This is a genomic window from Microbulbifer donghaiensis, assembly GCF_900129095.1.
Lineage (GTDB): Bacteria > Pseudomonadota > Gammaproteobacteria > Pseudomonadales > Cellvibrionaceae > Microbulbifer > Microbulbifer donghaiensis.
Genome location: NZ_FQVA01000003.1, coordinates 219242 through 242167 on the forward strand (window position 1 = coordinate 219242; position 22926 = coordinate 242167).

Consider the following 22926-nt stretch of genomic DNA (forward strand, 5'->3'; position numbering starts at 1 on the left):
CACTAGGAGTACATTTTTATGCTAGGTAGATTGGGACATACGCCTGGCGCTACGAAGCCCTGTCCGGGCGGGCCGACAAATCAAGCGCTTCTTATGCGGAAAATGATCGCGAGCTTGGACAATCAGTGCGACTGCTGCGTCGTTTAGTCAACGGGTTTGACCGATTGCGACCCGTCATTACGATGGCCAGCCGCAGCAAACCAGTCGCGCTGCAGCAGTCCGAATAACAGTGCGTCCTGGATTTCTCCCATATGAAAATAGCACTCGCGCAACAGGCCCTCGCGCTGGAAACCCAGTTTCTCCAGCACGCGTATCGAAGCGACATTGCGCGGATCCGCATCGGCGCCGATGCGGTGTGATTGCAGGCGTTTGAAGGCGAATTCGATCACCGCCGGCACCGCTTTCAGTATCAGCCCCCGCCCCCAGCAATCCCGCTTCAGCGCAAAACCGATCTGCGCGTGTCGGTTCTGCCGATCGATAGCGGCCAGGGTACAGGTACCGATAATTTCGCCTTCCAGCTCTATCCCCCACTGATAGAGACTGCCCTCGAGAAAGCCCTCGCGAATAGACTGCAAATACTGCTCCGCTGCGGCACGCGTACCGAGCGGCTCGGTCGCCATATAGCGCACCACCTGCGGGTCGGCAAAAATGGCTTGCAGGGAGGGAAGATCTGCTTCGGTCAGCCAGCGCAGTTGCAATCCTTCGCCGGCAAGGGTTGGCAGTCGAGTTCCTAACTGATCGGGATTCACGGTGCAATCATCCAGTGATAGAGACCGTAGCAGGCGACTCCGACCCCGAAGATAAACTGCCCGATCAAAAGGGCGCGGATTGCAAAGGTATAGCGCACTACCGAGCCTCTTTTTTCACTGTCGCGAGAAAATATTCGGCTCTTCTCCGGCAGCTGCTGCTCCAGCAATTTCAGCCCCGGCACCGCAAGACTCAGCAGCTGGCGGCTGCGCGCATCGACGAGCCAGAAAACCGCACACAGGATCACGACAAAACCGCCCAGCAGGGCCAGAATCAGCGGGTGAAATCCTTTCTCGACCGCAGTGAAGATGCCGCCTTCGGCAAACATACTGAGCACCACGAAGAAGTTGAAACCCTTCAGGCGCTGTTCCGCATTGAATCGATAGTGTTCACACAAATACTGGTGCTCATTCACTACCCCACTCCTTACCTAAGAAATTCCCGATAAATTGCTGCCAGCATTCCCGTCACAGCCAGCAATGAAAGTGCAATTAGGCCGACGGTCAAGGTATAGGAGATCACGCAGGAACAAAACCTTTTAGGCCCTAAATCGGCAAGAACAGAAAACTGTATACGAGATCGATTGCCCAGGCGACGCACGAAATAGACTACCCAGCTGCGACTTTGGTGGCCTTCATAAAGATTCAGTTCTGCGGAAGCAACTCAGCGGTATTTATCCTGCAGACACCAATCGAGCGCCTCTTCCGTAAAGACATCACCGCTCGGAACAAGTTGCGCGGGATCATCGAGTACGCCAATCAGGAAATGTGTCTCTCCACTCCATTTAGTGCTTTGATAAGACAGCGGTGTGCCACACTTTTTGCAGAAGCAGCGATTCACCCCCTCTGAACTGCGGTAACATTCCGGCCTGGACAACCATTCGACCTGTTCGTCGCGAAAGCCAACCCAGGTCGAGAAGGCGCCACCGGTGGAACGACGGCAGCTGTCGCAATGACAACGCGCGACAAATTTCGGCGGGCGCTTCGCTTCAAAACGGACGGCGCCGCAGTGACAGCCGCCTCTATAGTTTTCTTCCTTCACAATTTACTCCTGTATTGGCCAGCGGTGCGTTAACGCGCGACTGCAGATGCGAGGCCTCTACGACACAAAAAAGCCGGGCAGTGCCCGGCTTATCAACTTTCTGCTTAGTTTCACTTATTGGCGCGGTGCTCGACCAGCTCGTCGACCACGGACGGATCCGCCAGTGTCGAGGTATCGCCGAGATTCTCCAGTTCGTTCGCGGCGATCTTGCGCAGGATTCGGCGCATGATCTTGCCGGAGCGGGTTTTCGGCAGGCCGGGCGCCCACTGGATGATATCCGGCTTGGCGATAGGGCCAATTTCCTTCACGCATAGGTCGATCAGTTCCTGGCGCAGCTCCTCCGACGGCTCGTGACCGGCCTTCAGGGTGACGTAGGCGTAGATGCCCTGCCCCTTGATATCGTGCGGGTAGCCCACCACCGCCGCCTCGGCGGTATCGTCGTGCAGCACGATAGCGCTCTCGATTTCCGCGGTACCGAGGCGGTGCCCGGACACGTTCAGCACATCGTCGATGCGGCCGGTAATCCAGTAGTCGCCATCCTTGTCGCGGCGCGCGCCGTCGCCGGTGAAGTAGTAGCCGGGGAAGGTGGAGAAGTAGGTATCGATCATGCGCTGGTGATCGCCGAACACCGAGCGGATCATGCTCGGCCAGCTGGCCTTCATTACCAGTGCGCCCTCACCCTCGCCATCGATTTCCTGACCCTTTTCATCCAGCAGTGCCGGCTGCACGCCGAAGAAGGGCCTGGTGGCGGAGCCGGGTTTCATGGTGATGGCTCCGGGCAGCGGCGTGATCAGGTGCGCGCCGGTTTCGGTCTGCCACCAGGTGTCGACAATCGGGCAGTGCTCGTCGCCGACCACCTTGTAATACCACTCCCAGGCTTCCGGGTTGATCGGCTCACCGACGGTGCCCAGCAGCTTCAGTGAACTGCGATCGGTACCAGTAACATAGTCGTCGCCCGCACCCATTAATGCGCGGATCGCGGTCGGCGCCGTGTAGAAAATATTGACCTTGTGCTTGTCCACCACCTGCCAGCAGCGCGACGCATCCGGGTAGGTGGGCACACCCTCGAACATCAGCGAGATGGCGCCTACGGCCAGCGGGCCGTAGACGATATAACTGTGCCCGGTGATCCAGCCGACATCGGCGGTACACCAGAAGACATCGCCCTCCTTGTAATCGAAGGTGTACTTGAAGGTCATCGCCGACATCAGCAGGTAGCCGGCGGTGGTGTGCAGCACGCCTTTCGGCTTGCCGGTGGAACCGGACGTATAGAGTATAAACAGCGGGTCTTCCGCGTTCATCACTTCCGCTGCGCAGTCGGCGCCCTGCTCGGCGACGGACTCGGCGTACCAGATATCCCGCTTGCTGTCCCAGTCAATGTTGGCGCCAGTGCGCTTGACCACGATCGCGGTGTGCACATCGGGACAGCTGGCCAGCGCCTTATCCACATTGGCCTTGAGCGGTATCTTGCGACCGCCGCGCACACCCTCATCGGCGGTGATCACCAGCCGGCAGTCGGAGTCGAGGATGCGGTCTTTCAACGAGTCGGGAGAGAAGCCGCCAAACACGACCGAGTGCACGGCGCCGATGCGAGCACAGGCGAGCATCGCATAGGCGGCCTCCGGGATCATCGGCATATAGAGGCAGACGCGATCGCCCTTGTTGACGCCGCGGGCCTTCAGCAAATTGGCCAGCCGGCAGACCTGCTCGTGCAGCTCGGCGTAGGTGATGTGCTTGCTGTCGGCGGGATCGTCACCCTCCCAGATAATCGCGGTCTGCTCCGCGCGGGCCGGCAGGTGGCGGTCGATACAGTTGACGGAGACATTCAGCTCGCCGTCGGCGAACCAGGCCGCGTGTCCCTTGCTCAGGTCCTCGTCCACCACCTGGGTGAACGGCTTGTGCCACTGCAGGAAATCCTTCGCCTGCTGCGACCAGAAAGCCTGCGGATCCTCGACGGACTGGCGGTACATCTTGTCGTAGTCCTCCGCGCGGATATGCGCGTCGGCGGCGAATTCGGCGGGCACTGGACGGGTGTGCACTTCAGACATCGTTTTCTCCCTTATTAGAATTATCGGGCGTAGCGGGCCCCGGTGGCTGGCTTTGCCCTAGAGCATAGCCGAGCGGGGCGCGCACTGACGGACAGCCACTCTGCATTGCTCGCCGCCCGCTATGCCGACCAGTTATACACCGGCGACAGATAGGTGACAACGCTGTCAAATGGCGTTTCGATTCATCATAACGCGCCGACAAAACCGAATCCCAGCGCAAGAATGGAATCGCGTGCCATTTTTGCGACAGCAGTGCAAAATAGCCCGACAAAAAAGTGATCACATTTTTCAAATAGCAATCGAGGTGCACCATGGGTGTGAAACTGCTACGGATTTCAGAGGGCAAGGGTGAACGGGACGCGGGACCGGTGGCGCCAGAAAAAGTACTGGCGGGCCAGCCGCAGCAGCTGACCGAACACTTTTTCACCAATGCCAAGGAAAACTTCTTTTGCGGTATCTGGTCTTCCGATACCGGTAAGTGGACACTCACTTACAGCGAGGATGAGTTCTGCTACATCATCGATGGCGAGGCGGTGATCACCGACGCGGACGGCCACAGCGAGCGGGTCAGTACCGGCGACGCCTTCTGCATTCCGGCCGGCTTCGAGGGCACCTGGGAAACCCTGGGTAGCGTGAAGAAGTTCTACGCGATCTACGAGGAGTAAGTTGGCGGCGGCTCAGTGGCCGATCAGGCCATTCAGGTGAGCTACCACGCTGCGCCCCAGGGCTCCGAGGGCGTAGCCCCCTTCCAGCGCCGAGACAATGCGCCCGTCCGCGTGGCGCCCGGCCAGTTCGCGCACGACATCGGTCACCCAGCGGTAATCCTGTTCCAGCAGCCGCAACTGCGCCATCTCGTCCTCGATATGGCCGTCGAAGCCCGCCGAGATAAAGATCATCTGCGGCTGGAACTGTTCCAGTGCCGGCAGCCATTGTTCCTCAACCGCGCGGCGGAATTCCTCGCCGCCGGCACCGGGCTCCAGCGGCGTATTGACGATATGCGCCGGCAGCTCGCCGGTACCGCTGAACGGATAGAAGGGGTGCTGGAAGCTGGAGCACAGCAGGAAGCCGTCGCGGTCGCGCACGAACTCCTCGGTGCCGTTTCCGTGGTGCACGTCGAAATCCACGATTGCCACCCGCTCCAGGCCGTAATGCTGTCGCGCCCAGGCCGCGCCGATGGCGATATTGTTGAACAGGCAGAAACCCATGGCCCTGGCCCGCTCGGCGTGGTGGCCCGGCGGGCGCACCGCGCAGAAGGCCGACGGTACCTCGCCGGCCATCACCCGGTCCACCGCCGACACCACGGCGCCGGCGGCGTGCAGCGCGGCAGCCAGTGAGCCGGGACACATGGACGTGTCCTCATCCAGTACCACCATCCCCTCTGCCGGTGCCCGCGCGAAAATCGAGTCTACGTAATCGGAGTCGTGCACCAGCACCAGCTGTTCGCGGGTTGCCGCCGGCGCGTCAAAGTGGCGCAGCACGAAATCGAGGCCACTGCTCAGCAGCTGGTCGTGAATGGCATCGAGCCGCGCCGGCCGCTCCGGGTGGCCGGCGCCCATATCGTGGCCGGCGCACGCGGGACTGGTGATAAATCCGATAGACATGAGCGGACTCCGGGCGTGGAAATGGCCTTGGCGAAGTGTAACTATGCCCTGTTATTAACCCGGCAACCAAATAGGTTGACGGGTTAATGCGGCACAGGGAAGTGCCGACGCCGGCCGGAGGCCGGCGCGAGCCCTTGAATTACATGTAATTGCGGATCAGCTAAAGCTGGCCAAATCCGCTCCCGGCGATTTTGTGCGCGGGCATTTCAAGGGCGACGGCCAAATAGATCAAGGATGATCTATTTGGCCGCCGGGTTGATAGCGTCGCGAAGATCCAGCGTCAGCAGAACCTCGTCCATGTCCGCGCCCGGCGTGGCGACAAAGCCGCAGTTGTCGAACACCGCCAGCATCGGGCGATTGTCCCGGCGCACGCAAGCCACCATGCGCTCTATGCCGCGAGCACGCGCAATGGCCTCCAGCTCGTTAAGCAGTGTCGTGGCGATGCCCTTACCGCGGCGGCTCTCCTTGATCACGAAAGCCACCTCGCAGCTGTTGTCGGCGGCATTGTAGTAGTAGCGCCCCACCCCCTGGATCACCTCGGCCTCGCCTTCGCGATCGGTGAAGCACAGGGCCAGATCGCTACTCTGATCGACACTCACCAGGCTGCAGGACTTCTCCCGCGACATCTGCGTGACGTGGTGGTTGTAGCGCATCAGCAGGGTTTCCTTGTTGTGGGTATAGAAAAATTCCTGCAGGCGGCGCTCATCGGCGGGACGCAGCGGGCGCAGCGTATAGGCGATGCCGTCGAAGCTGAAGGTCTTCGATTCCACCGGGCCGAGCTCCGGCACCGACGTGGGCGCCTGCTCCTGGTATTCCGGCACCCAGTACAGCTTGCGCACCTCCTCGAGCAGTGCGCGGCGGAATTTCGGGTGGGCGATGCGGATCAGCTCCAGCGCCCGCTCGCGGATCGTCTTGCCGTGCAGCGAGGCGATGCCGTACTCGGTCACGACATAGTGCACGTGGCCGCGCGAAGTCACCACGCCACCGCCCGGGGTCAGTGTCGTCACGATGCGCGAGCGCTTACCGTCCCTGGTCGTGGACGGCAATGCGATCACCGGCTTGCCGCCCTGGCTCAGGGCCGCACCGCGGATAAAGTCCACCTGGCCGCCGATACCGCTGTAGAAGCGGCTGCCGATCGAATCGGAAACCACCTGGCCGGTCAGGTCCACTTCGATGGCACCGTTGATCGACACCATCTTGTCGTTGCGCGCGATCTTGGTCGGCGAATTGATATGCTCGGCCGGATAGAACTCCACGTGCGGATTGCCGTCGACAAAGTCGTACAGGCGCCGCGTGCCCATACAGAAACTGGCGACCGCCTTGCCGCGGTGAAATGTCTTCTTGCGGTTGTTGATCACGCCGCTCTTCACCAGATCGATGACGCCATCGGAAATCATTTCCGAGTGAATACCGAGATCGCGGTGGTTGCCGAGATAGCGCAGTACCGCATCCGGTATCTTGCCGATACCCAGCTGCAGGGTGGCACCATTGTCGATCAGCACGGATACATACTGGCCGATCTGCTCGGTAACCTGATCCAGTTGCGGTGGCTCGATTTCCGGCAGCTCCTCCGCTGCCTCGAGCCAGGCATCGATCTGCTGGATATGGACGAAGCTGTGGCCATTGGTGCGCGGCATGCGCGGGTTCACCTGGGCGATTACCTTGCGCGCGTGCCTGACCGCCGCGGATACCACATCCACGCTGACACCGAGGGAGCAGTAACCGAATTCGTCCGGCGGACTGACCATCACCAGCGCCGCATCCAGCGGCAGCGTGTGGTCGCTGAACAGACGCGGGACTTCCGACAGGAAACAGGGTGTGTAGTCGGCGCGGCCCTCGGCAATGGCCTCGCGCACATTGGCTCCGCCGATAAACAGCGAGTTGACCTTGAACAGGTCGCGGTAGCGCGGCGTCGCCCAGACATTGTCCGACAGCGTGAGGATATGGGTGACCTCGATATCGTGCAGGCCACGGCTGTGATCGATCAGGTCTGCCATCAGCGCATTGGGAACGGCGGCGTTGGAGCCGATAAAGATGCGGCAGCCGGACTTCAGCAGGTTTCCCCACTGCACTTCCGCGCCGGTGTTCGGGCAGGTGAGCATGGTAGCGCCCTTTATTGATCGGTTGCAGACGATCAAAGCATAGTAGCGGCTGGCTTTGGCGCGGCCAACCGTCGGCCGGCGCCAGGATGACAATCAGGGGGCCTGTTAACTCTGCGAGCTGAGAGCCAGCTTGATACCAAAAAAACCAAACAGGCTGCCGGCGGCCCGGTTGAGCCACTTCGCGGCGCGCTCGCTGGTCTTGAATTTGCGACTCACCGATGCGGACGACCAGGCCAGGAAATGGCACCAGAGCATTCCGTTCGCATTGAAAATCAGCCCGAGCAGAACAAACGCCAGCGCCTTGCTGTCGCTGTCTGCGGCAATAAACTGCGGTACGAATGCGAGGAAAAACAGCGCGACCTTGGGGTTCAGGACGTTGGTGAGAAATCCCTGATAGAAGATTTTTTTCAGGGGTACCGGGGCGGGCTTCTCGGCCTGGATGCCGGCACCGCCGGACTTGCCAACAATCATCGTCGCGCCGACGTACAGCAGGTAGGCGCAACCGATCAGCTTAACGACGGTAAATGCCCAGGCCGAGGTGGCCAGTATCATCGCAAGCCCGAGGGATGCTGCCAGAACATGCACCATGGTACCGGTGCCAATACCCAGCGCTGCAGCGGAGCCGGCCCGGAACCCCTGACTGGCACTGCGGCCGACGATATAGAGGGAATCGGGACCGGGCAGGATGTTGAGCACCAAGCCGGAGACGACGAACAACCAAAGATTCTCGATCCCAAACATAAACGATTCCTAACTTGCAGCGGTGAGACTCAAATTCGGAACGGCACCATTCAGGCTTCCGCCAGTTGTACCGGAATGGTGTTGGAGCTGCGCTCGACGCGGTTGTTCTCGTCCAGGTAAACGAGCTTCGGCAGGAAGCTGTCGGCCTCCTGCTCGGTCATCTGCGCGTAGGACGCGATGATGATGCGGTCGCCGACCTGTACCCGCCGCGCGGCGGCGCCGTTCATCGAGATGATGCCGGAACCCCGCTCGGCCAGGATCACGTAGGTGTGGAAGCGCTCGCCATTGCTGACGTTGTAGATATCGATCTTCTCGAACTCGCGCAGGCCGGCCAGTTCGACCAGGTCCTGGTCGATCGCGCAGGAACCGTCGTACCAGAGTTCCGCCTGGGTCACCGCGGCCATATGCAGTTTGCACTTCAGCATTTCGATTTGCATGTTTCATTACCTCCAATCAATCGAATCGGCCGTCCTGACCCGTTCGATTGTCGCCCGTGAAATACTGGCGCAGATGCGTAGATCTTCTGGTATTTCGCGGGCTCGCGCCGGCGGCGGCACATCCTCGTGTCGCGCGTTAAAGTTCGAGGGATACGTTATCGATCAGGCGCGCGGCACTGGTGTACATGGCGCCGAGAATCGTGATCTGGCAATCGTCATCGGCCGCCGGCTGCAGGTCCTTGCTGTTGCGGATCGAGAAATAATCGACGCGGAAGCCCGCCTTCTCGATGCGTTTCTTCGCCTCGTCTTCCAGCGCGGCGAAATCGCGGCGGCCGCCTTCGATAGCTTCCTTCACCCAGTTCAGGGATTGGTTCAGTACCGCCACCTTCGCGCGTTCCTGCGGGGTGATGTAGCTGTTGCGCGAACTCATCGCCAGGCCGTCGGCCTCGCGGTGCACCGGCGCGGCGATGATCTCGACCGGAATACACAGGTCCTCGGCCATGCGGCGGATCACCGCCAGCTGCTGGAAGTCCTTGATGCCGAACACGGCCTTGTCCGGCTGCACGATATTGAACAGCTTTGACACCACCGTGGTGACCCCCTCGAAGTGGCCCGGACGGCTGGCGCCGCAGAGCACATCGGTCATCGCCGGGCAGACCACGCGGGTCTGCTGATCCATGCCGTTCGGGTAGATCTCGCTTTCATCCGGGTGGAACAGGAAGTCGCAGTTGGCCGCGCGCAGCTTCGCCATATCCTGTTCCATCGTGCGCGGATAGGTGTCCCAGTCCTCGTTCAGGCCGAACTGCAGGCGATTCACAAAGATGGACACCACCACCAGGTCACAGAGCTGCTGCGCCGTCTTGACCAGCTCGATATGGGCGTCGTGCAGATTGCCCATGGTGGGCACGAAGCCGACGGTCTTGCCGTCGCGGCGGGCCTTCGCCAGCGCCTCGCGCAGGCTGGCCACGTGGTGGAAGACTTGCATCGCGATCACTACCGCTTTGAGTTAATCAGCGCGGCATCATACTCCCTGCGATGGTGCGCCTCAATATCGCCAGAACGCCTGATTACAGACAATTTCGACCGAAAAGCCGCAAACAGGTCGCGATCTCCGGCAAAAACCCGAAAACCAGAATCATCGTTCGGTTTTTTTCTCCCCAACCATCCTCCCACCAGCTCCGCGCCCCAACCTGGCTGAACGAATTAATTGCCAGCGGTTCAGGAAAGATTCAGTCCGCGCCGGGCAAACTGGCTCCCACAGTAGGAAAGGCTGCCCTGGCGGCACTTGAAGAGCCCTCAGCGCTCAGAAAGAGAGCCCTCAGCGCTCAGAAAAAGAGCCTCCGGGCTCACGAAGGGAGCCACAGAGCTCCAGCAAGAGCCACCAGCGCTCAGGAGAAACTGTATGAAACAGATCATCACCGCTATCGCCACCGCCAGCGTGCTGCTGATCGCCGCCCCGGCACTCGCAGACGGCCGCGACCACTACCGCGGCAAGCAGGATTCCGATGTCAGCGGCTCGGCGTTCCGCAAAGCCTACAACAAGGAACGCGCCAAGAGCCGCGAAGAGCGGCGCGAGCGCCGTGGCGACCGGCGCCCCGTCTACGTGCGCGACGACCAGGGCAACGGCCGCGGTAAAGGCCACGATAACGGACGCGGCAAAGGCCACGACTATGGCCGCGGGAAGGGCCACGACAGGGGTAACCACCAGGGCGAAAACTACGATCGCGACCGCAACCGGCGCCACGCCAAACACGACAAGGGCCGCGACTACCATAAGGGCGAGCGCCGCTACGACAAGGGCTATGAGCGCGGTTACAAACACGGCTACAAGCACGGGTACAAATACAGCCACGACTGGGGCCACAAGCGCCCGCGCCACAAGCCGCGCCGCCCCTACTACCGCCCGGGCTATCACGCGCACAAGCCGCGCTGGCGCCCGACCCACTACCACTACGGCTATCGCTGGAGACACCTGCCGAGCAGCTTTGTCAGTATCAGTGTTGGCGCCCTGAGCTTCTTCTACAGCGACGGTATTTTTTACCGCCCCGCCAGCCACGGCTATGTGGTGGCGAGCGCACCGGTCGGCGCCGTAGTACACGCCTTGCCGGCCTCCGCGGTGACGGTGGTATTTGGCGGGCTCGAGTACTACGTGGTCTACGACACCTACTACCTGTGGGATGGTCCCCGCGGCGCCTACCGAGTTGTCACCAACCCCGGTTTCTATTGATCAGCCTGTCACGCAATTTGCCACCCTAACCTCAGCGGCCTTCGGGCCGCTTTTTTTGTCACGGCATTTCAGAAACTCTTACCGCCCACAAAACCCGAATAAAAATTCAAAAACAAATCAGGCGCACAAATTCATAAATTTCACGCCACAAACCGAATAAAAATTTAATTTTTTCCTGCTGAAAAATAGAGTTTTTGTTATCTATAGTTATTGCTTTCGAGCCCGACTGGGCCCAAGATTCGCGCCCCGCTAATGACCAACTGAACAGGCGCCATGAAACAGCAACAAGTACAAGACTGGACTTGCGAAAACTCGGCTGAGCTTTACGGCATCCGTAACTGGGGCGCCGGTTATTTCGATTTGAACGAAGCCGGCGAGATCACCGTGCGCGTGGAAAATTCCGCCGGCGCAACGCACAGCGTTTCCCTGATGGATATCGCCCGCGGCGCGACCGAGCGCGGCCTCGGTTTGCCGCTGCTGCTGCGTATCGAAAACCTGCTCGACGCACAGATCGCGCGCATCAACGAATCCTTTGCCCGCGCCATCGAGGGTTGCGGCTACAACAACGTCTTCCGCGGCGTGTTTCCGATCAAGGTAAACCAGCAGTGCCAGGTGATCGAGGAGATCGCCACCGCCGGTCGCAAGTTCAATCACGGCCTGGAAGCGGGCAGCAAGGCGGAGCTGATTGCGGCGCTGTCGATTCTGGAAAACACCGAGTCGCTGATCGTCTGCAACGGCTACAAGGACGAAGAGTTCATCAACCTGGGCCTGCAGGCACAGCGCCTCGGCGTGCAGATATTCTTTGTCGTCGAGACGCCCTCTGAGGTGGAAACCATTATCCGCTGCGCCGAGCGCGAGCAGGTGCGCCCCAACATAGGCGCGCGCGTGAAGCTCGCCTCCAAGGTCGGCGGCTACTGGAACGCCACCAGCGGCGACCGCAGCATCTTCGGCCTCGGCAGTAACGACCTGATTGCGATGGTCGACCAGTTGCGCAGCCACGACATGCTCGACTGCCTGAAACTGCTGCACTACCACCTGGGCTCCCAGGTACCGAATATCCGCGATATCCGCACCGGCGTGCTGGAGGCCTGTCGCTATTACGCCGACCTGGTCGAGGAAGGCGCGGCCATGGGTTACCTGGATCTCGGCGGCGGCCTGGCGGTGGACTACGACGGCTCCAAGACCAACTACACCCACTCGAAAAACTACTCCCTGGATGAGTACTGTGTGGACGTGGTCGAGGCGATCATGGGCACGCTGGACAGCGAGGGCGTCGCGCACCCGGTGATCATTACTGAATCCGGCCGCGCTACCGTCGCCTATTCATCGGTGCTGCTGTTCGATATTCTCGACACCACCCGCTTCGAGCCGGTGGAACTCGAGCGCACGAAGATTGCGGAAGGCGATCACCAGATGCTGCTGAACCTGCAGGATGCGGTGAACAGCATCAGCGCGAAGAATCTGCAGGAGAGCTATAACGACGCGCTCTACTATCGCGACGAAGTGCGCTCCCTGTACCTGCACGGTCAGGTCAGCCTGCGCGAGCGCGCCAACGCGGAAAACCTGTTCCTGCAGGGCGCGCAGGAGATTCGCAAGCTGCTCGACGAGGCGGAGCAGATTCCGGTGGACCTGCAGGCACTGCCGGAAGTGCTGTCGGATATCTATTACGCAAACGTGAGCGTGTTCCAGTCGCTGCCGGACATGTGGGCGATTGATCAGGTGTTCCCGCTGGTGCCGATTCACCGTTTGGACGAGGCACCGACGCGCTCCGCCATCATCGCCGACATCACCTGCGACTGCGACGGCAAGATCGACCGTTTTATCGGCCGCCAGGAGGAGCAGAAAACACTGCCACTGCACGAGCTCCGCGATGATGAGGACTACATTCTCGGTACTTTCCTGGTAGGCGCCTACCAGGAGACCCTGGGCGATCTGCACAACCTGTTCGGCGACACCAACGTGGTCAGCGTGCGCATTCACGAGGACGGCAGTTTCGATTACAGCCGCGAGATTCACGGCGACAGCATTTCCGATGTCTTGAGCTATGTGGAATATCGGCCGCAGGAACTTTTCGAGCGCTTCCGCAAGCTCGCGGAGCGGGCAGTAAAAGATGGCAGGATCACTGCGCAGCAGCGCAAGCAGATACTGCACACCTATACCGCCAGCATGAGTGGTTATACGTATTTCGAGAAATAGGCAATTGGCACCGGCGCGGCCCAATGGAACACACTGAAGCCGGCCCGGTGGCGGCAAATCACTGAGTATCCGTTTTCGAAACCGCTGTGAATACATCCCTGTACGCTGCGTCAGCGACATCCCTGTCGCTGACGCTTTCGAAAACGGATACCCAGCACTTTGCCTTAAATTCAAACTTACTTGCTTCGTCGTCAATACGAAGTCTCGAGTGTTACGCGAAGAGCATGGTTGTGGTAACAGTTTGCGGGACTGTCGAAAAGAAGGACCTTTTCGACAAGCCCCCAGGGATGGGTTTACGGCGCGTCCCGCGAACTGTTACCGCGACCAGGCTCGCCAATGAGTTGTCCGAGAGGCGCAGTGAAGGCTTGCCTCAGAAAAAAGTGGCTTAAATTCCACAAAAAATATGGAGATCTATCATGGCCAATGTACTGATTATCGGCGCCGGCGGCGTCGGCCAGGTGGTGGCACACAAGTGCGCCCAGGTCGAGGATGTGTTTGAAAATATCACCCTCGCCAGCCGCACCAAGAGCAAGTGCGACAAGATCGCCGCAATGTTGCCGCGCAAGATCGACACCGCCGAAGTGGATGCCGACAATGTACCGGAGCTGGTCAAGCTGATCGAAAAAGTGAAGCCGGACATGGTGATCAACGTCGCCCTGCCGTACCAGGATCTGCACATCATGGATGCCTGCCTGGAAACCGGCGTGCACTACCTGGACACTGCCAACTACGAGCCGCCGGAAGAGGCCAAGTTCGAGTACAAGTGGCAGTGGGCCTACCAGGACAAGTTCGAGAAGGCCGGCCTGATGGCACTGCTCGGCAGCGGTTTCGATCCCGGCGTGACCAGCGTCTTCACTGCCTATGCGAAAAAGCACCACTTCGACCGGATCAAGACGCTGGACATCATCGACTGCAACGCCGGTGATCACGGCCTGCCGTTCGCGACCAATTTCAATCCGGAGATCAATATCCGCGAAATCACCGCCAACGGTCGCTACTGGGAAAACGGCGAGTGGATCACCACCAAACCGATGGAAGAGAAGCGCGTGTTCGATTTCCCCGCCGGTATCGGTGAGAAGGACATCTACCTGCTCTACCACGAAGAGCTGGAGTCCCTGTCCAAGCACTACCCGGAAATCGAGCGCGCGCGCTTCTGGATGACCTTCGGCGCCAGCTATCTGAAGCACCTGGAAGTACTGCAGAACGTCGGCATGACCAGCATCGAGCCGATCGAGTTCCAGGGCCAGCAGATAGTGCCGATCCAGTTCCTGAAGGCGCTGCTGCCGGATCCGGCCAGCCTCGGTCCGCTGACCAAAGGCAAGACCTGCATCGGCAATATCATTCGCGGCACCAAGGATGGCGAAGAGAAGATCTACTACGTCTACAACATCTGTGACCACCAGGAGTGCTACGAGGAAGTGCAGTCCCAGGCCATCTCTTACACCACCGGTGTACCGGCGATGATCGGCGCCAAGATGATGCTCGAGGGCAAGTGGATGAAGCCGGGAGTCTGGAACATGGAGCAGATGGATCCGGATCCGTTTATGGCGGACCTGAACCAGTACGGCCTGCCCTGGCAGGAAACCTGGCTGGACAAGCCGTTCCAATAAAATCCATCGACCACACGTAGGAGCCTGCTTGCAGGCGAAAGGCACGGAGCTCTGCTCCTGTTCGCCTGCAAGCAGGCTCCTACGGCAACCATTGCGAGCTCACTAATGGATTTGACTCCCCGCATAGATTACTTCGGCAACTTCGATCCGAGCCGCGTGCCGTCGCCCTGTTTCGTCGTCGACGAGCGGGCGCTGCGCGACAACCTCGCGGTACTCGCCGACGTACAGCAACGCAGCGGTGCCAAGGTGCTGGCCGCGCTGAAGGCGTTCTCCATGTGGAGCACCGGCCATCTGGTTGCCGAGCACCTGTCCGGCACCTGTGCCAGCGGCCTGTACGAGGCCAAGCTGGGATACGAGGAATACGGCGGCAAGGATCTCGACAAGGAGGTGCACGTATTCAGCGCCGGCTACAAGGAAGACGAACTCAGGGAAATTCTGCAGTTCGCCCACCACGTGATTTTCAATTCCTTCTCCCAGTGGAAGCGCTACAAGGCGTTGTGTCTGGAGATGCAGAAAGAGCGCCCGGAGCTGCGCTTCGGTCTGCGTATCAACCCGGAGCACTCCGAGGGCCACACGGCACTCTACGACCCCTGCTCGCCCTGCTCGCGCTTGGGTATTGTGCGCTCGCTGTTTGACGGTGAAGATCTCGAAGGCATCAGCGGCCTGCATTTCCACACCCTGTGCGAGCAGGACTTCAAGCCGCTGGAGCGCACGATTGCCGCTGTCGAGGAGAAATTCGGCGACCTGATTCCGCAGATGGAGTGGATCAACTTCGGCGGCGGCCACCATATCACCCGCCGCGATTATCAGGTGGATGAACTGGTGAACGCGGTGCGCGCCTTCGCCGACAGGCACCAGGTGCAGGTCTATCTAGAACCCGGCGAGGCCATCTCCCTGTTCGCCGGCATACTGGTGGCCGAGGTGGTGGATATCGCCTGGAATGGCCAGAACCAGGCGATTCTCGACGCTTCCGCCACCTGCCATATGCCGGACGTACTGGAGATGCCCTACCGCCCCGAGATCACCGGCGCCGCACGCCCGGGCGAGCTGCCCCACGACTATCGCCTCGGCGGCCAGAGCTGCCTCGCCGGCGACAGTATCGGCGAGTACAGTTTCAGCGATCCGCTGAAAGTGGGTGACCGCCTGGTGTTCGAGGAAATGGCCTACTACACGATGGTCAAAACCAATACATTTAACGGCATTCCGCTGCCGGCGATCGCGCTGTGGAACTCGGCGACCGATGAACTGAAGATCGTCAAAGAGTTCGGCTACGCGGACTTCAAGGGCCGCCTCTCCGGCGAGGACCCCAAGGTCGTGGGGCCGGCCACCGCAGCCGGTAGCCAGGACAGCGGATGCGCTTAATCGATTCCACTGGCGAGACCAGGACCGTCACGCAATACCAGGTGTAACCAATGCTCTCAGAAAACGATTTCCCCATTTTCCTTGGCTCCGAAATCGAGCAGCCGAAGGCGGAAGACGCCTTCTTCCATGTCGTCCCCATCCCCTACGAGGAGACCGTGTCCTACGGCGGCGGCACCGGCAAAGGGCCGGCGGCGATCCTCGAGGCCTCCTGGCAGCTGGAGACGTTCGACAACTTCTCCTCGCCGTGTGAGCTGGGTATCTACACCCGCTCGCCGGTCAATGTCAGCGGTGCGCCCGAGCAGGTGATGGACAATATCGCCGCTGCCACGCGGGAGATCCTCGAGGCGGGCAAGATGCCGGTGGGGATCGGCGGCGAGCACTCGGTGACCTGGGGGGTGATCAAGGGCTATCTGGACGCCGGTATCGAGGACTTCGGCGTGGTGCAGATAGACGCCCACGCCGACCTGCGCGACCGCTATGAGGGACAGAAGCACAGCCACGCCAGCGTCATGCGACTGGTCGTGGAGGCGGGAATCCCGCTGTTCCAGCTCGGCATCCGCGCCTACTGCGAGGAGGAAATGGGCGCGCGGGATAAATACGGTGTGCACTACCTGGACGCCCACCAGCTGGTGCCGACCAATGTGCAGGAGTTCGAACTACCGGCCGACTTCCCGTCCAAGGTGTTCTTCACGCTGGACGTGGACGGTATCGACCCGTCGGTCTTTCCCTCCACCGGCACCCCGGTACCCGGCGGCCTCGGCTGGTACCAGACCCTGAACCTGTTCGAATCGGTGGCGAAACAGCGGCAGATCATCGGTTTCGACCTGCTGGAGTTCGCGCCGATCGAAGGCTTCCACGCCTATGATTTTGCCGCCGCACAGCTGCTGTACAAGCTGATGGGCATTGTGCAGCGCAACAGGAAGGGATAGTGCAGCGCAACCGGAGGGGATAGCGCAGCGCTATCGCTGACCGGCCCGCCATTTGACACTTCTTAACACCGGGGCATGGCCAAAGTCTGGGCACAAGGGTTAAAATTTAACCTATGTAAGTGATCACTTCGCGGGAGAGCTCGTGAAAATACTAAAAGCCCTCTTTGGCGCCCTGGGCCTACTGGCGCTGGCGGCTTTCGCCTTCAGCCCCCCGGCCGATGCGGCGCCGCGCGGCTATGAACGCGGCGGCCACGGCTACCACCACCCCTATAAGCACTGGAAGCGACACCATCACCGCGGTCCGCGCTACTGGGGACCGCGCGTATCCATCGGCTTCGTCGCACCCATATTGCCTACCGGCTATGTCAGCGTCGCCGTAGGTGGCAACCCCTATTTCTATCACGGTGGCCATTTCTACCGGCCGGCGCCGTCCGGCTATGTCGTCGTTTCGGCGCCACTGGGAGCCGCCGTGGTATCCCTGCCCGCCAGCGCCGTGCAGGTGCAGATCGGCGGCTTTACCTACTATCAATACGCCGACGCCTATTACCAGTGGCACCCGGCCCGCCGCGCCTATGTGGTGGTGCCGCCGCCGGCCGGCGCTCCGGTTGCGGTACCGGCACCAGCACCGACTGCCGCAGGTCCGGTCGCCAGCGGGCCGGCCGGCTATCCGCCAGGGGAAGTGCTCGAGGAACTGCCGCCAGGCTACACGGCGGAGGTCATCAACGGGGTGCAGTACTATCGCTATGGCAATGACTATTTCATGCCGACACAGCGGGACGGACAGGAAGTCTACGTCGTCGTCAGAATGTAACTAGGATTCCACGCCGAGCCCGTGGAAGCGGGCAAACTGCCCCACCGCCCGGTTGAAGCTCGCCTGCAACGCCGCACCGGGCGCGTCACGCCAGTGCAGCGCCTCGATGCGCAACACGCCACCTACCCGATCCGCCTTCAGGTCCACGACACCGGCGAAGTGGTCGCCATACAGAATCGGCAGGCAAAAGTAGCCATAGCGGCGCTTGTGCGCCGGCAGGTAGCACTCCAGCTGGTAATCAAAATCAAACAGCCGCTGCAGCCGCTTGCGCTGCAGCACCAGCGGATCGAACGGGGACAGCAGGCGCACCTTGCGCGGCACCCTGGCGGGAAGGGGTAGACCGTCATCCGCCAACATCAATTCCTTCCCCTGCGGAACGATCTCGCCGCTCTTCAGCATATTCTCGACCGCGCCCGCAATCAGCGGCTTGTCGTCGCGGCGCAGGTAGGCGATCTCTTCCAGGCGGCCGATACCCTGGCAGCGCAGGAAAGTCCGCACCAGGTGGCAGCCGTAGTCGAGATCGCTGGCGGCGTCGGTGCGGATGTGAGACGGCAGCAGCCGTTCCGGAAGGTCGAAGACCTTCTGGAAGCCGTCCCTGTGGCAGACCATCAGCTCGCCCTCATGGAACAGCTGCTCCAGCGCCTTCTTTTCGTCGGACCACTCCCACCAGCCGCCCTTCGCCCTTACGAAGTCGCAGGCCTTCAGTGCCCCCTCGGCGCGCACCCGATCCAGCACATAGCGGCAAAGCTTCGAATTCTTCTCGAACCAGTGGCGCTGCCCCTGGCGAATGCGGTCCATGCGCACGCGGGCGTAGCGGTAGTGCTCCATCGGCAGATAGGCGGCGGCGTGGGACCAGTATTCAAAGATCTCGCGGCGCTGCTCGGCCAGCGCCAGCTGCGACTCCCGGTAGCGCGGCAGGCGGTTGTAGAGCTGGTGGTGGTGGGCGCGAGTGATGCGCTGGATTGCGTCCAGCTGCAGCGCGCCGAGGTGGCCGATCAGGGAAGCCAGGTCACCGGGCCATGGCTTGTGGATATGCTGGCGCTCAACAACCAGCGCGCGGACCGCTTGTGCAGACAACAACAGGATGCTCCCCCCCTGGGACCATAGATGTGCGCCGGAATAGTGCCATCCCAGGCGCCCGGCAGCTACGAGCCCGCCGGCTCCTCGCGAAACGCCGCTGCGGAAGTGCTTACTTGCCGGGCCTTGTTGTCGGGTGACAGCGTCATCACGACTTCGCCAAAGGTTCTCACGATATATCGCAGCAAGGCAAAATTGAACAGTGCGATTCCGAGCATTTCCAGCAGTTCTTCAACAAAGACGAGTGCCGACAATCTGCCTCCCAGCCCGTTGACATAATGTTCATTGCCACCAAGAAGCTCAAAACCGACAGCCCCCGATACAAACACCGTGCCGGAGACAACAAACAGCAGTGCCGTTTCCCTGGGCAACCGCAGGAGAAATCGCGCATACGACGCCACAAAAACCAGCAGCGCCAGGGAGTACGGGATAACCCAGGCGTAATAGAGATATCCGGTCGTGGCAACCACCTCGCGCACAGGGTCCACCAGGTGTTCATGCAGGGCGGCATATTCGTCAATAGATAGAAAGAGAAAGATCAGCGAGAGCATCAACCACGCGGTGAATTTTTCTCCATTCGCCCGGTGCGCCCAGGAAATTGCTGCGAGTAACAGGCTCGCAAACAAGAGAGCACTCGCAGAATAGGCCGCGACAAAGTTTCCTTCACCACCAAATTCAAACATAGGCACCAGCCCGTATACACTCGGATGTCCGAGCGCATACCGACTGTATAGGCCGGCCGCATGCCCGAGGGTGAGAAACAGGATAACCAGCAAAAGAAAAATAAAGATTTTTTTCGGCGAAAGCGCAATTTTTAACATTGTTTGCCACTCGCGGACGCAAGATTTAAGAACAAGGTTGCCTAAGGCGAATCACGTAACAGCATAGTCACACCTTTGTGATATGCGCCGAAACACCTACGTGAAAATCCACAGTTCGATGAGGTCTCGCGCCAGAATATCGGCGGAAGCAACTACCGGCGCCAGGGCGAACTCTGGCATAAGCGGCGTCGAAAGAAATTATGGAAAGTGAGAGCCGTTTGATCGGAGGTGTCGCTAACCAGCAGGACTGGCCCCAGGGGCGACACCTGCTGGAGAGGCTGCCGTACAGCGTGTCAGTCCGGCTGGTAATACTCCGGCGCGAGGTTGTCGAAGCGGGTGTACTTGCCGACGAAGGCGGCGCGGCAGGTGCCGATTTCGCCGTTCCGCTGCTTGCCGATAATCAGTTCGGCCATGCCCTTGTCGGGGCTGTCCTCGTTGTAGTACTCGTCGCGGTAGATAAACAGGATCACGTCGGCATCCTGCTCGATCGCACCGGATTCCCGCAGGTCCGAGTTCATCGGCCGCTTGTTCGGGCGCTGCTCCACACCGCGGTTCAGCTGCGACAGCGCGATGACCGGACAGTTGTATTCCTTCGCCAGCCCCTTCAGCGAGCGCGAGATTTCGGAAATCTCCTGGGTGCGGCCTTCGGTGCTGCCTTTCACCTGCATCAGCTGCAGGTAATCCAGCATGACCATGGCCGGCATGCTCTTGGCCTCGGCCTCTTCGCGGGTCAGTTTCGGGTTCTCGCGCATCAACTGGTTGGTGTGGTCGCGCACCGTGCGTTTGACCCGCGCGCGCACCTCGCTCGGGCTGAGTGCCGGGGTGTCGTCGATATACAGGGCCTTGCCCTTCATCTTCTGCACGGCGCTGGACAGCTTCGGCCAGTCCTCTTCCTGCAGCTTGCCGTTGCGGATGCGGCCCTGGTCGATGCGACCGATGGACGACAGCATCCGCATGACCAGGCTGTCGGATGGCATCTCCATACTGAAGATCATCGTCGGCCGCTCCTGGCTCAGCATGGCCGCCTCGATAAAGTTCAGCGCCAGCGCCGTCTTACCCATGGACGGGCGCGCGGCGAGGATGATCAGTTCGCCCGGCTGCCAGCCGGAGGTGCGCTGGTCCAGCTCGGTGAGACCGGTGCTGAGGCCGGTGATATCGCCCTCGGTCTTGAACAGCTCATCGATGCGCTCGACCGTCTGCTTCAGCAGCGCGTCGACGCCGACGAAACCGCCCTCCTTCGCCCGCCCCTCGGCAATCTCGGTGACGCGGCGCTCGGCCATCTGCAGCAGGTCGGCGGAGGCGAGGCCGCCGGGATTGAAACTGGTGCGGCTGATCTCGCCGGCGGCGGCGATCAGCTGGCGCAGCATGGAGCGCTCGCGCACTATCTTGGCGTAGGCCACGATGTTCGCTGCGGACGGGGTGTTCTCGGCCAGTTCGGCCAGGTAGGCGGGGCCGCCGACCTCGGCGAGCAGATCGCGGCTGGCCAGGCCCTCCGCCAGGGTCACGATATCGAGCGGCTGCTCGCCATCGGTCAGTTCGCGCATGACCGCAAAGATCTTGCGGTGGCTGGCGACGAAGAAGTCCTCCTCGCTCAGCTGCTCGGCGACGGCGTCGATGCGGCCCGGATCCAGCATCAGACCGCCCAGCACAGACTGTTCCGCCTCTACCGAGTGCGGCAGCGGCGAGGTCTCTTCGGTCTGCAATTCTTGTTCGGGGACGGCGTATTCGTCGTTCATGCGGCTTTACTGGCTACCAGAAACAAAACAGGCGCTGAATTCCCCATTCCCAATCGGGGGGAATCCAGCGCCTGATTGTAGCGCGACTGGCGCCATCCGGCAGCAGCCGCAGGCTATCAAAGCCTTATTCGGCTTCGATGACTACCTTGACGGCAGCGATCACGTCGGAGTGCAGCTGTACGTCTACGTCGTACTCGCCCACTTCGCGCAGCGCGCCCTGCGGCAGTTTTACTTCAGCCTTGGCCACTTCAACGCCGCCAGCGGTGATCGCTTCGGCGATGTCGCGGGTGCCGATGGAGCCGAACAGCTTGCCTTCGTCACCGGCATTAGCGGCGATGGTCACAACCAGGTCAGCCAGCTTGGTAGCACGGCTCTCGGCTTCGGCGATCTTGGCAGCTGCAGCAGCTTCCAGCTCGGCGCGCTTGGCTTCGAACTCAGCGATGTTGGCTGCGGTAGCCGGAATCGCCTTGCCAGTCGGCAGCAGGAAGTTGCGGCCAAAACCGGCTTTGACTTCAACGCGGTCGCCCACGTTGCCCAGTTTGCCTACTTTATCGAGCAGAATAACTTCCATCTCGGTTTCCTCAATTTCAGTTTTGTGCGGACCGCGCCTATTTTGCGGAGCGCCCGCGAATATCTATCCAGCTATCTACCAGTGCCAGGCCGCACAGGAATCCGGCCAGCGGCAGTGCCGCGATCACCAGCATGATGTACATCGCCACCAGTGGGCCGCGACCCCAGCCGCGGCTGGCCACCAGCCAGTGAATCAGCGCGATACCGGCGACCACCATCGGGAAGGCGATCACCGCGCCCCAGAACACGTAGTCCTGGGTCACCAGGCTGTACACCCATGCGAGCATACAAACCGCCGCCAGTGGCAGCGGCATGCGCAGCTGCTGGAACTCCTGGCGGAAGCCGCCGGGGTTGTACAGCAGCGCCTGCCAGTAGCGTCCCAGCACCAGGGCCAGGGTCGCCGTGATGGCAGAAACCCAGCTCAGGTATCCGGTCGCGAGTGGCTCGCTGCCGAATATCTGCCGGAGCTGATCAGCCTGACCACCGCCGGACTCCTCCGCCGCCTGCAGCAGGCTCTGCAACAGGCCGCCACTCAGGTGGGCGGTGAGCAGAATGCCCGCCGCGGCTACGGCGGTCACCGTCACCAGGGCAGCGCCCCAGGAGCGCGAGCCTCGCAGTACCAGCGCGCCACAGAAAACTGCGGCGAAGTGACTGGCTGCAAGGCCGGTCATCAGCGGCGACATATAGTCGCTCATGCCTGCGGCAACCACCGGCAGCAGGGCCCAGGCCAACACCATCAGGCCGTCGCTGCTACCGCGACGCAGGCTCACCAGAGCCAGCGCTGCCGGGCTGATCAGCGGTATGCCCACCATGGTGATGAGCACCGCTCGCACACGCCCGCGCATAATGAATTCAGCCAGGGCGCGCACT

The 22926-nt window shown here is 61.0% G+C and carries 21 protein-coding genes; 7 read left to right on the forward strand and 14 right to left on the reverse strand.

All coding sequences use genetic code 11. The annotated features are described in order from the left end of the window. Positions 1-143: 143 nt before the first annotated feature. The 4 genes from BUC36_RS13020 to acs form a co-directional block, all read right to left on the reverse strand. Entirely contained in the window at positions 144-749 is a 606-nt protein-coding gene (locus tag BUC36_RS13020; protein ID WP_159436017.1) for a GNAT family N-acetyltransferase, read from the reverse strand. Beyond that, positions 746-1162, reverse strand: a complete 417-nt coding sequence (locus BUC36_RS13025) for a RipA family octameric membrane protein (RefSeq protein ID WP_073275844.1) — start codon at positions 1160-1162, stop codon at positions 746-748. The genes BUC36_RS13020 and BUC36_RS13025 overlap by 4 nt, the downstream gene beginning before the upstream one ends. Before the next feature lie 248 nt (positions 1163-1410). Next, positions 1411-1788: a GFA family protein gene (locus BUC36_RS13030; RefSeq protein WP_159436018.1), complete on the reverse strand. Its 378-nt coding sequence runs from the start codon at positions 1786-1788 to the stop codon at positions 1411-1413. Positions 1789-1898: 110 nt separating this feature from the next. Beyond that, entirely contained in the window at positions 1899-3836 is a 1938-nt protein-coding gene (acs, locus tag BUC36_RS13035) for an acetate--CoA ligase (protein ID WP_073275846.1), read from the reverse strand. Positions 3837-4147: 311 nt separating this feature from the next. On the opposite strand from acs, the gene BUC36_RS13040 reads away from it, so the two are divergent. Beyond that, positions 4148-4501 (forward strand): cupin domain-containing protein, encoded by a 354-nt coding sequence (locus BUC36_RS13040; protein ID WP_073275848.1) that lies wholly within the window; start codon positions 4148-4150, stop codon positions 4499-4501. 12 nt (positions 4502-4513) lie between these two features. Here the strand turns inward: BUC36_RS13040 and BUC36_RS13045 are convergent, their stop codons facing one another. The 5 genes from BUC36_RS13045 to panC form a co-directional block, all read right to left on the reverse strand. Further along, positions 4514-5437, reverse strand: coding sequence for a histone deacetylase family protein (locus BUC36_RS13045; protein ID WP_073275850.1), 924 nt, complete (start codon positions 5435-5437; stop codon positions 4514-4516). Between the two features lie 239 nt (positions 5438-5676). Beyond that, entirely contained in the window at positions 5677-7632 is a 1956-nt protein-coding gene (locus tag BUC36_RS13050; protein WP_234994987.1) for a bifunctional acetyl-CoA hydrolase/transferase family protein/GNAT family N-acetyltransferase, read from the reverse strand. 12 nt (positions 7633-7644) lie between these two features. Further along, entirely contained in the window at positions 7645-8280 is a 636-nt protein-coding gene (locus BUC36_RS13055; protein WP_073275854.1) for a LysE family translocator, read from the reverse strand. A gap of 50 nt (positions 8281-8330) precedes the next feature. Beyond that, entirely contained in the window at positions 8331-8717 is a 387-nt protein-coding gene (gene panD, locus BUC36_RS13060; protein ID WP_073275856.1) for an aspartate 1-decarboxylase, read from the reverse strand. A 136-nt stretch (positions 8718-8853) separates the two neighbouring features. Beyond that, the gene (gene panC / locus BUC36_RS13065; protein ID WP_073276163.1) at positions 8854-9702 is read right to left on the reverse strand and encodes a pantoate--beta-alanine ligase; all 849 of its coding nucleotides are present in this window, start codon (positions 9700-9702) and stop codon (positions 8854-8856) included. A 417-nt stretch (positions 9703-10119) separates the two neighbouring features. Between panC and BUC36_RS13070 the strand changes: the two genes are divergently transcribed. From BUC36_RS13070 to BUC36_RS13095, 6 genes are all read left to right on the forward strand, one after another. After that, the gene (locus BUC36_RS13070) at positions 10120-10944 is read left to right on the forward strand and encodes a DUF6515 family protein (RefSeq protein ID WP_073275858.1); all 825 of its coding nucleotides are present in this window, start codon (positions 10120-10122) and stop codon (positions 10942-10944) included. Positions 10945-11217: 273 nt separating this feature from the next. Further along, positions 11218-13140, forward strand: coding sequence for a biosynthetic arginine decarboxylase (speA, locus tag BUC36_RS13075; RefSeq protein ID WP_073275860.1), 1923 nt, complete (start codon positions 11218-11220; stop codon positions 13138-13140). Between the two features lie 416 nt (positions 13141-13556). After that, the gene (locus tag BUC36_RS13080; protein WP_073275862.1) at positions 13557-14750 is read left to right on the forward strand and encodes a saccharopine dehydrogenase family protein; all 1194 of its coding nucleotides are present in this window, start codon (positions 13557-13559) and stop codon (positions 14748-14750) included. 105 nt (positions 14751-14855) lie between these two features. Beyond that, on the forward strand, positions 14856-16112 hold the full coding sequence (gene nspC / locus BUC36_RS13085; protein ID WP_084536009.1) for a carboxynorspermidine decarboxylase: 1257 nt from the start codon (positions 14856-14858) through the stop codon (positions 16110-16112). Positions 16113-16162: 50 nt separating this feature from the next. Then, complete coding sequence (gene speB / locus BUC36_RS13090) at positions 16163-17041, forward strand: agmatinase (protein WP_073275864.1); 879 nt, start codon at positions 16163-16165, stop codon at positions 17039-17041. Between the two features lie 142 nt (positions 17042-17183). Continuing rightward, positions 17184-17852, forward strand: a complete 669-nt coding sequence (locus BUC36_RS13095) for a DUF6515 family protein (protein WP_073275866.1) — start codon at positions 17184-17186, stop codon at positions 17850-17852. On the opposite strand, the gene BUC36_RS13100 is transcribed toward BUC36_RS13095, so the two are convergent. From BUC36_RS13100 to BUC36_RS13120, 5 genes are all read right to left on the reverse strand, one after another. Beyond that, positions 17853-18932, reverse strand: coding sequence for a winged helix-turn-helix domain-containing protein (locus BUC36_RS13100; RefSeq protein ID WP_073275868.1), 1080 nt, complete (start codon positions 18930-18932; stop codon positions 17853-17855). 65 nt (positions 18933-18997) lie between these two features. After that, on the reverse strand, positions 18998-19750 hold the full coding sequence (locus BUC36_RS13105; RefSeq protein ID WP_073275870.1) for a hypothetical protein: 753 nt from the start codon (positions 19748-19750) through the stop codon (positions 18998-19000). A 293-nt stretch (positions 19751-20043) separates the two neighbouring features. After that, on the reverse strand, positions 20044-21486 hold the full coding sequence (gene dnaB / locus BUC36_RS13110; protein ID WP_073275872.1) for a replicative DNA helicase: 1443 nt from the start codon (positions 21484-21486) through the stop codon (positions 20044-20046). A gap of 124 nt (positions 21487-21610) precedes the next feature. Next, entirely contained in the window at positions 21611-22057 is a 447-nt protein-coding gene (gene rplI / locus BUC36_RS13115) for a 50S ribosomal protein L9 (protein ID WP_073275874.1), read from the reverse strand. 37 nt (positions 22058-22094) lie between these two features. Next, positions 22095-22925, reverse strand: coding sequence for a hypothetical protein (locus BUC36_RS13120; protein WP_073275876.1), 831 nt, complete (start codon positions 22923-22925; stop codon positions 22095-22097). Position 22926: the final 1 nt, after the last annotated feature.

Excerpts from the sequence above, each read along its gene's own strand:
- BUC36_RS13045 (WP_073275850.1), bottom strand. The coding sequence starts at position 5,437 with ATGTCTATCGGATTTATCACCAGTCCCGCGTGCGCCGGCCACGATATG.
- BUC36_RS13040 (WP_073275848.1), top strand. The coding sequence starts at position 4,148 with ATGGGTGTGAAACTGCTACGGATTTCAGAGGGCAAGGGTGAACGGGAC.
- speB (WP_073275864.1), top strand. The coding sequence starts at position 16,163 with ATGCTCTCAGAAAACGATTTCCCCATTTTCCTTGGCTCCGAAATCGAG.
- dnaB (WP_073275872.1), bottom strand. The coding sequence starts at position 21,486 with ATGAACGACGAATACGCCGTCCCCGAACAAGAATTGCAGACCGAAGAG.
- BUC36_RS13055 (WP_073275854.1), bottom strand. The coding sequence starts at position 8,280 with ATGTTTGGGATCGAGAATCTTTGGTTGTTCGTCGTCTCCGGCTTGGTG.
- panD (WP_073275856.1), bottom strand. The coding sequence starts at position 8,717 with ATGCAAATCGAAATGCTGAAGTGCAAACTGCATATGGCCGCGGTGACC.
- acs (WP_073275846.1), bottom strand. The coding sequence starts at position 3,836 with ATGTCTGAAGTGCACACCCGTCCAGTGCCCGCCGAATTCGCCGCCGAC.
- rplI (WP_073275874.1), bottom strand. The coding sequence starts at position 22,057 with ATGGAAGTTATTCTGCTCGATAAAGTAGGCAAACTGGGCAACGTGGGC.
- speA (WP_073275860.1), top strand. The coding sequence starts at position 11,218 with ATGAAACAGCAACAAGTACAAGACTGGACTTGCGAAAACTCGGCTGAG.
- BUC36_RS13080 (WP_073275862.1), top strand. The coding sequence starts at position 13,557 with ATGGCCAATGTACTGATTATCGGCGCCGGCGGCGTCGGCCAGGTGGTG.
- panC (WP_073276163.1), bottom strand. The coding sequence starts at position 9,702 with ATGCAAGTCTTCCACCACGTGGCCAGCCTGCGCGAGGCGCTGGCGAAG.
- BUC36_RS13070 (WP_073275858.1), top strand. The coding sequence starts at position 10,120 with ATGAAACAGATCATCACCGCTATCGCCACCGCCAGCGTGCTGCTGATC.
- nspC (WP_084536009.1), top strand. The coding sequence starts at position 14,856 with ATGGATTTGACTCCCCGCATAGATTACTTCGGCAACTTCGATCCGAGC.
- BUC36_RS13105 (WP_073275870.1), bottom strand. The coding sequence starts at position 19,750 with ATGTTAAAAATTGCGCTTTCGCCGAAAAAAATCTTTATTTTTCTTTTG.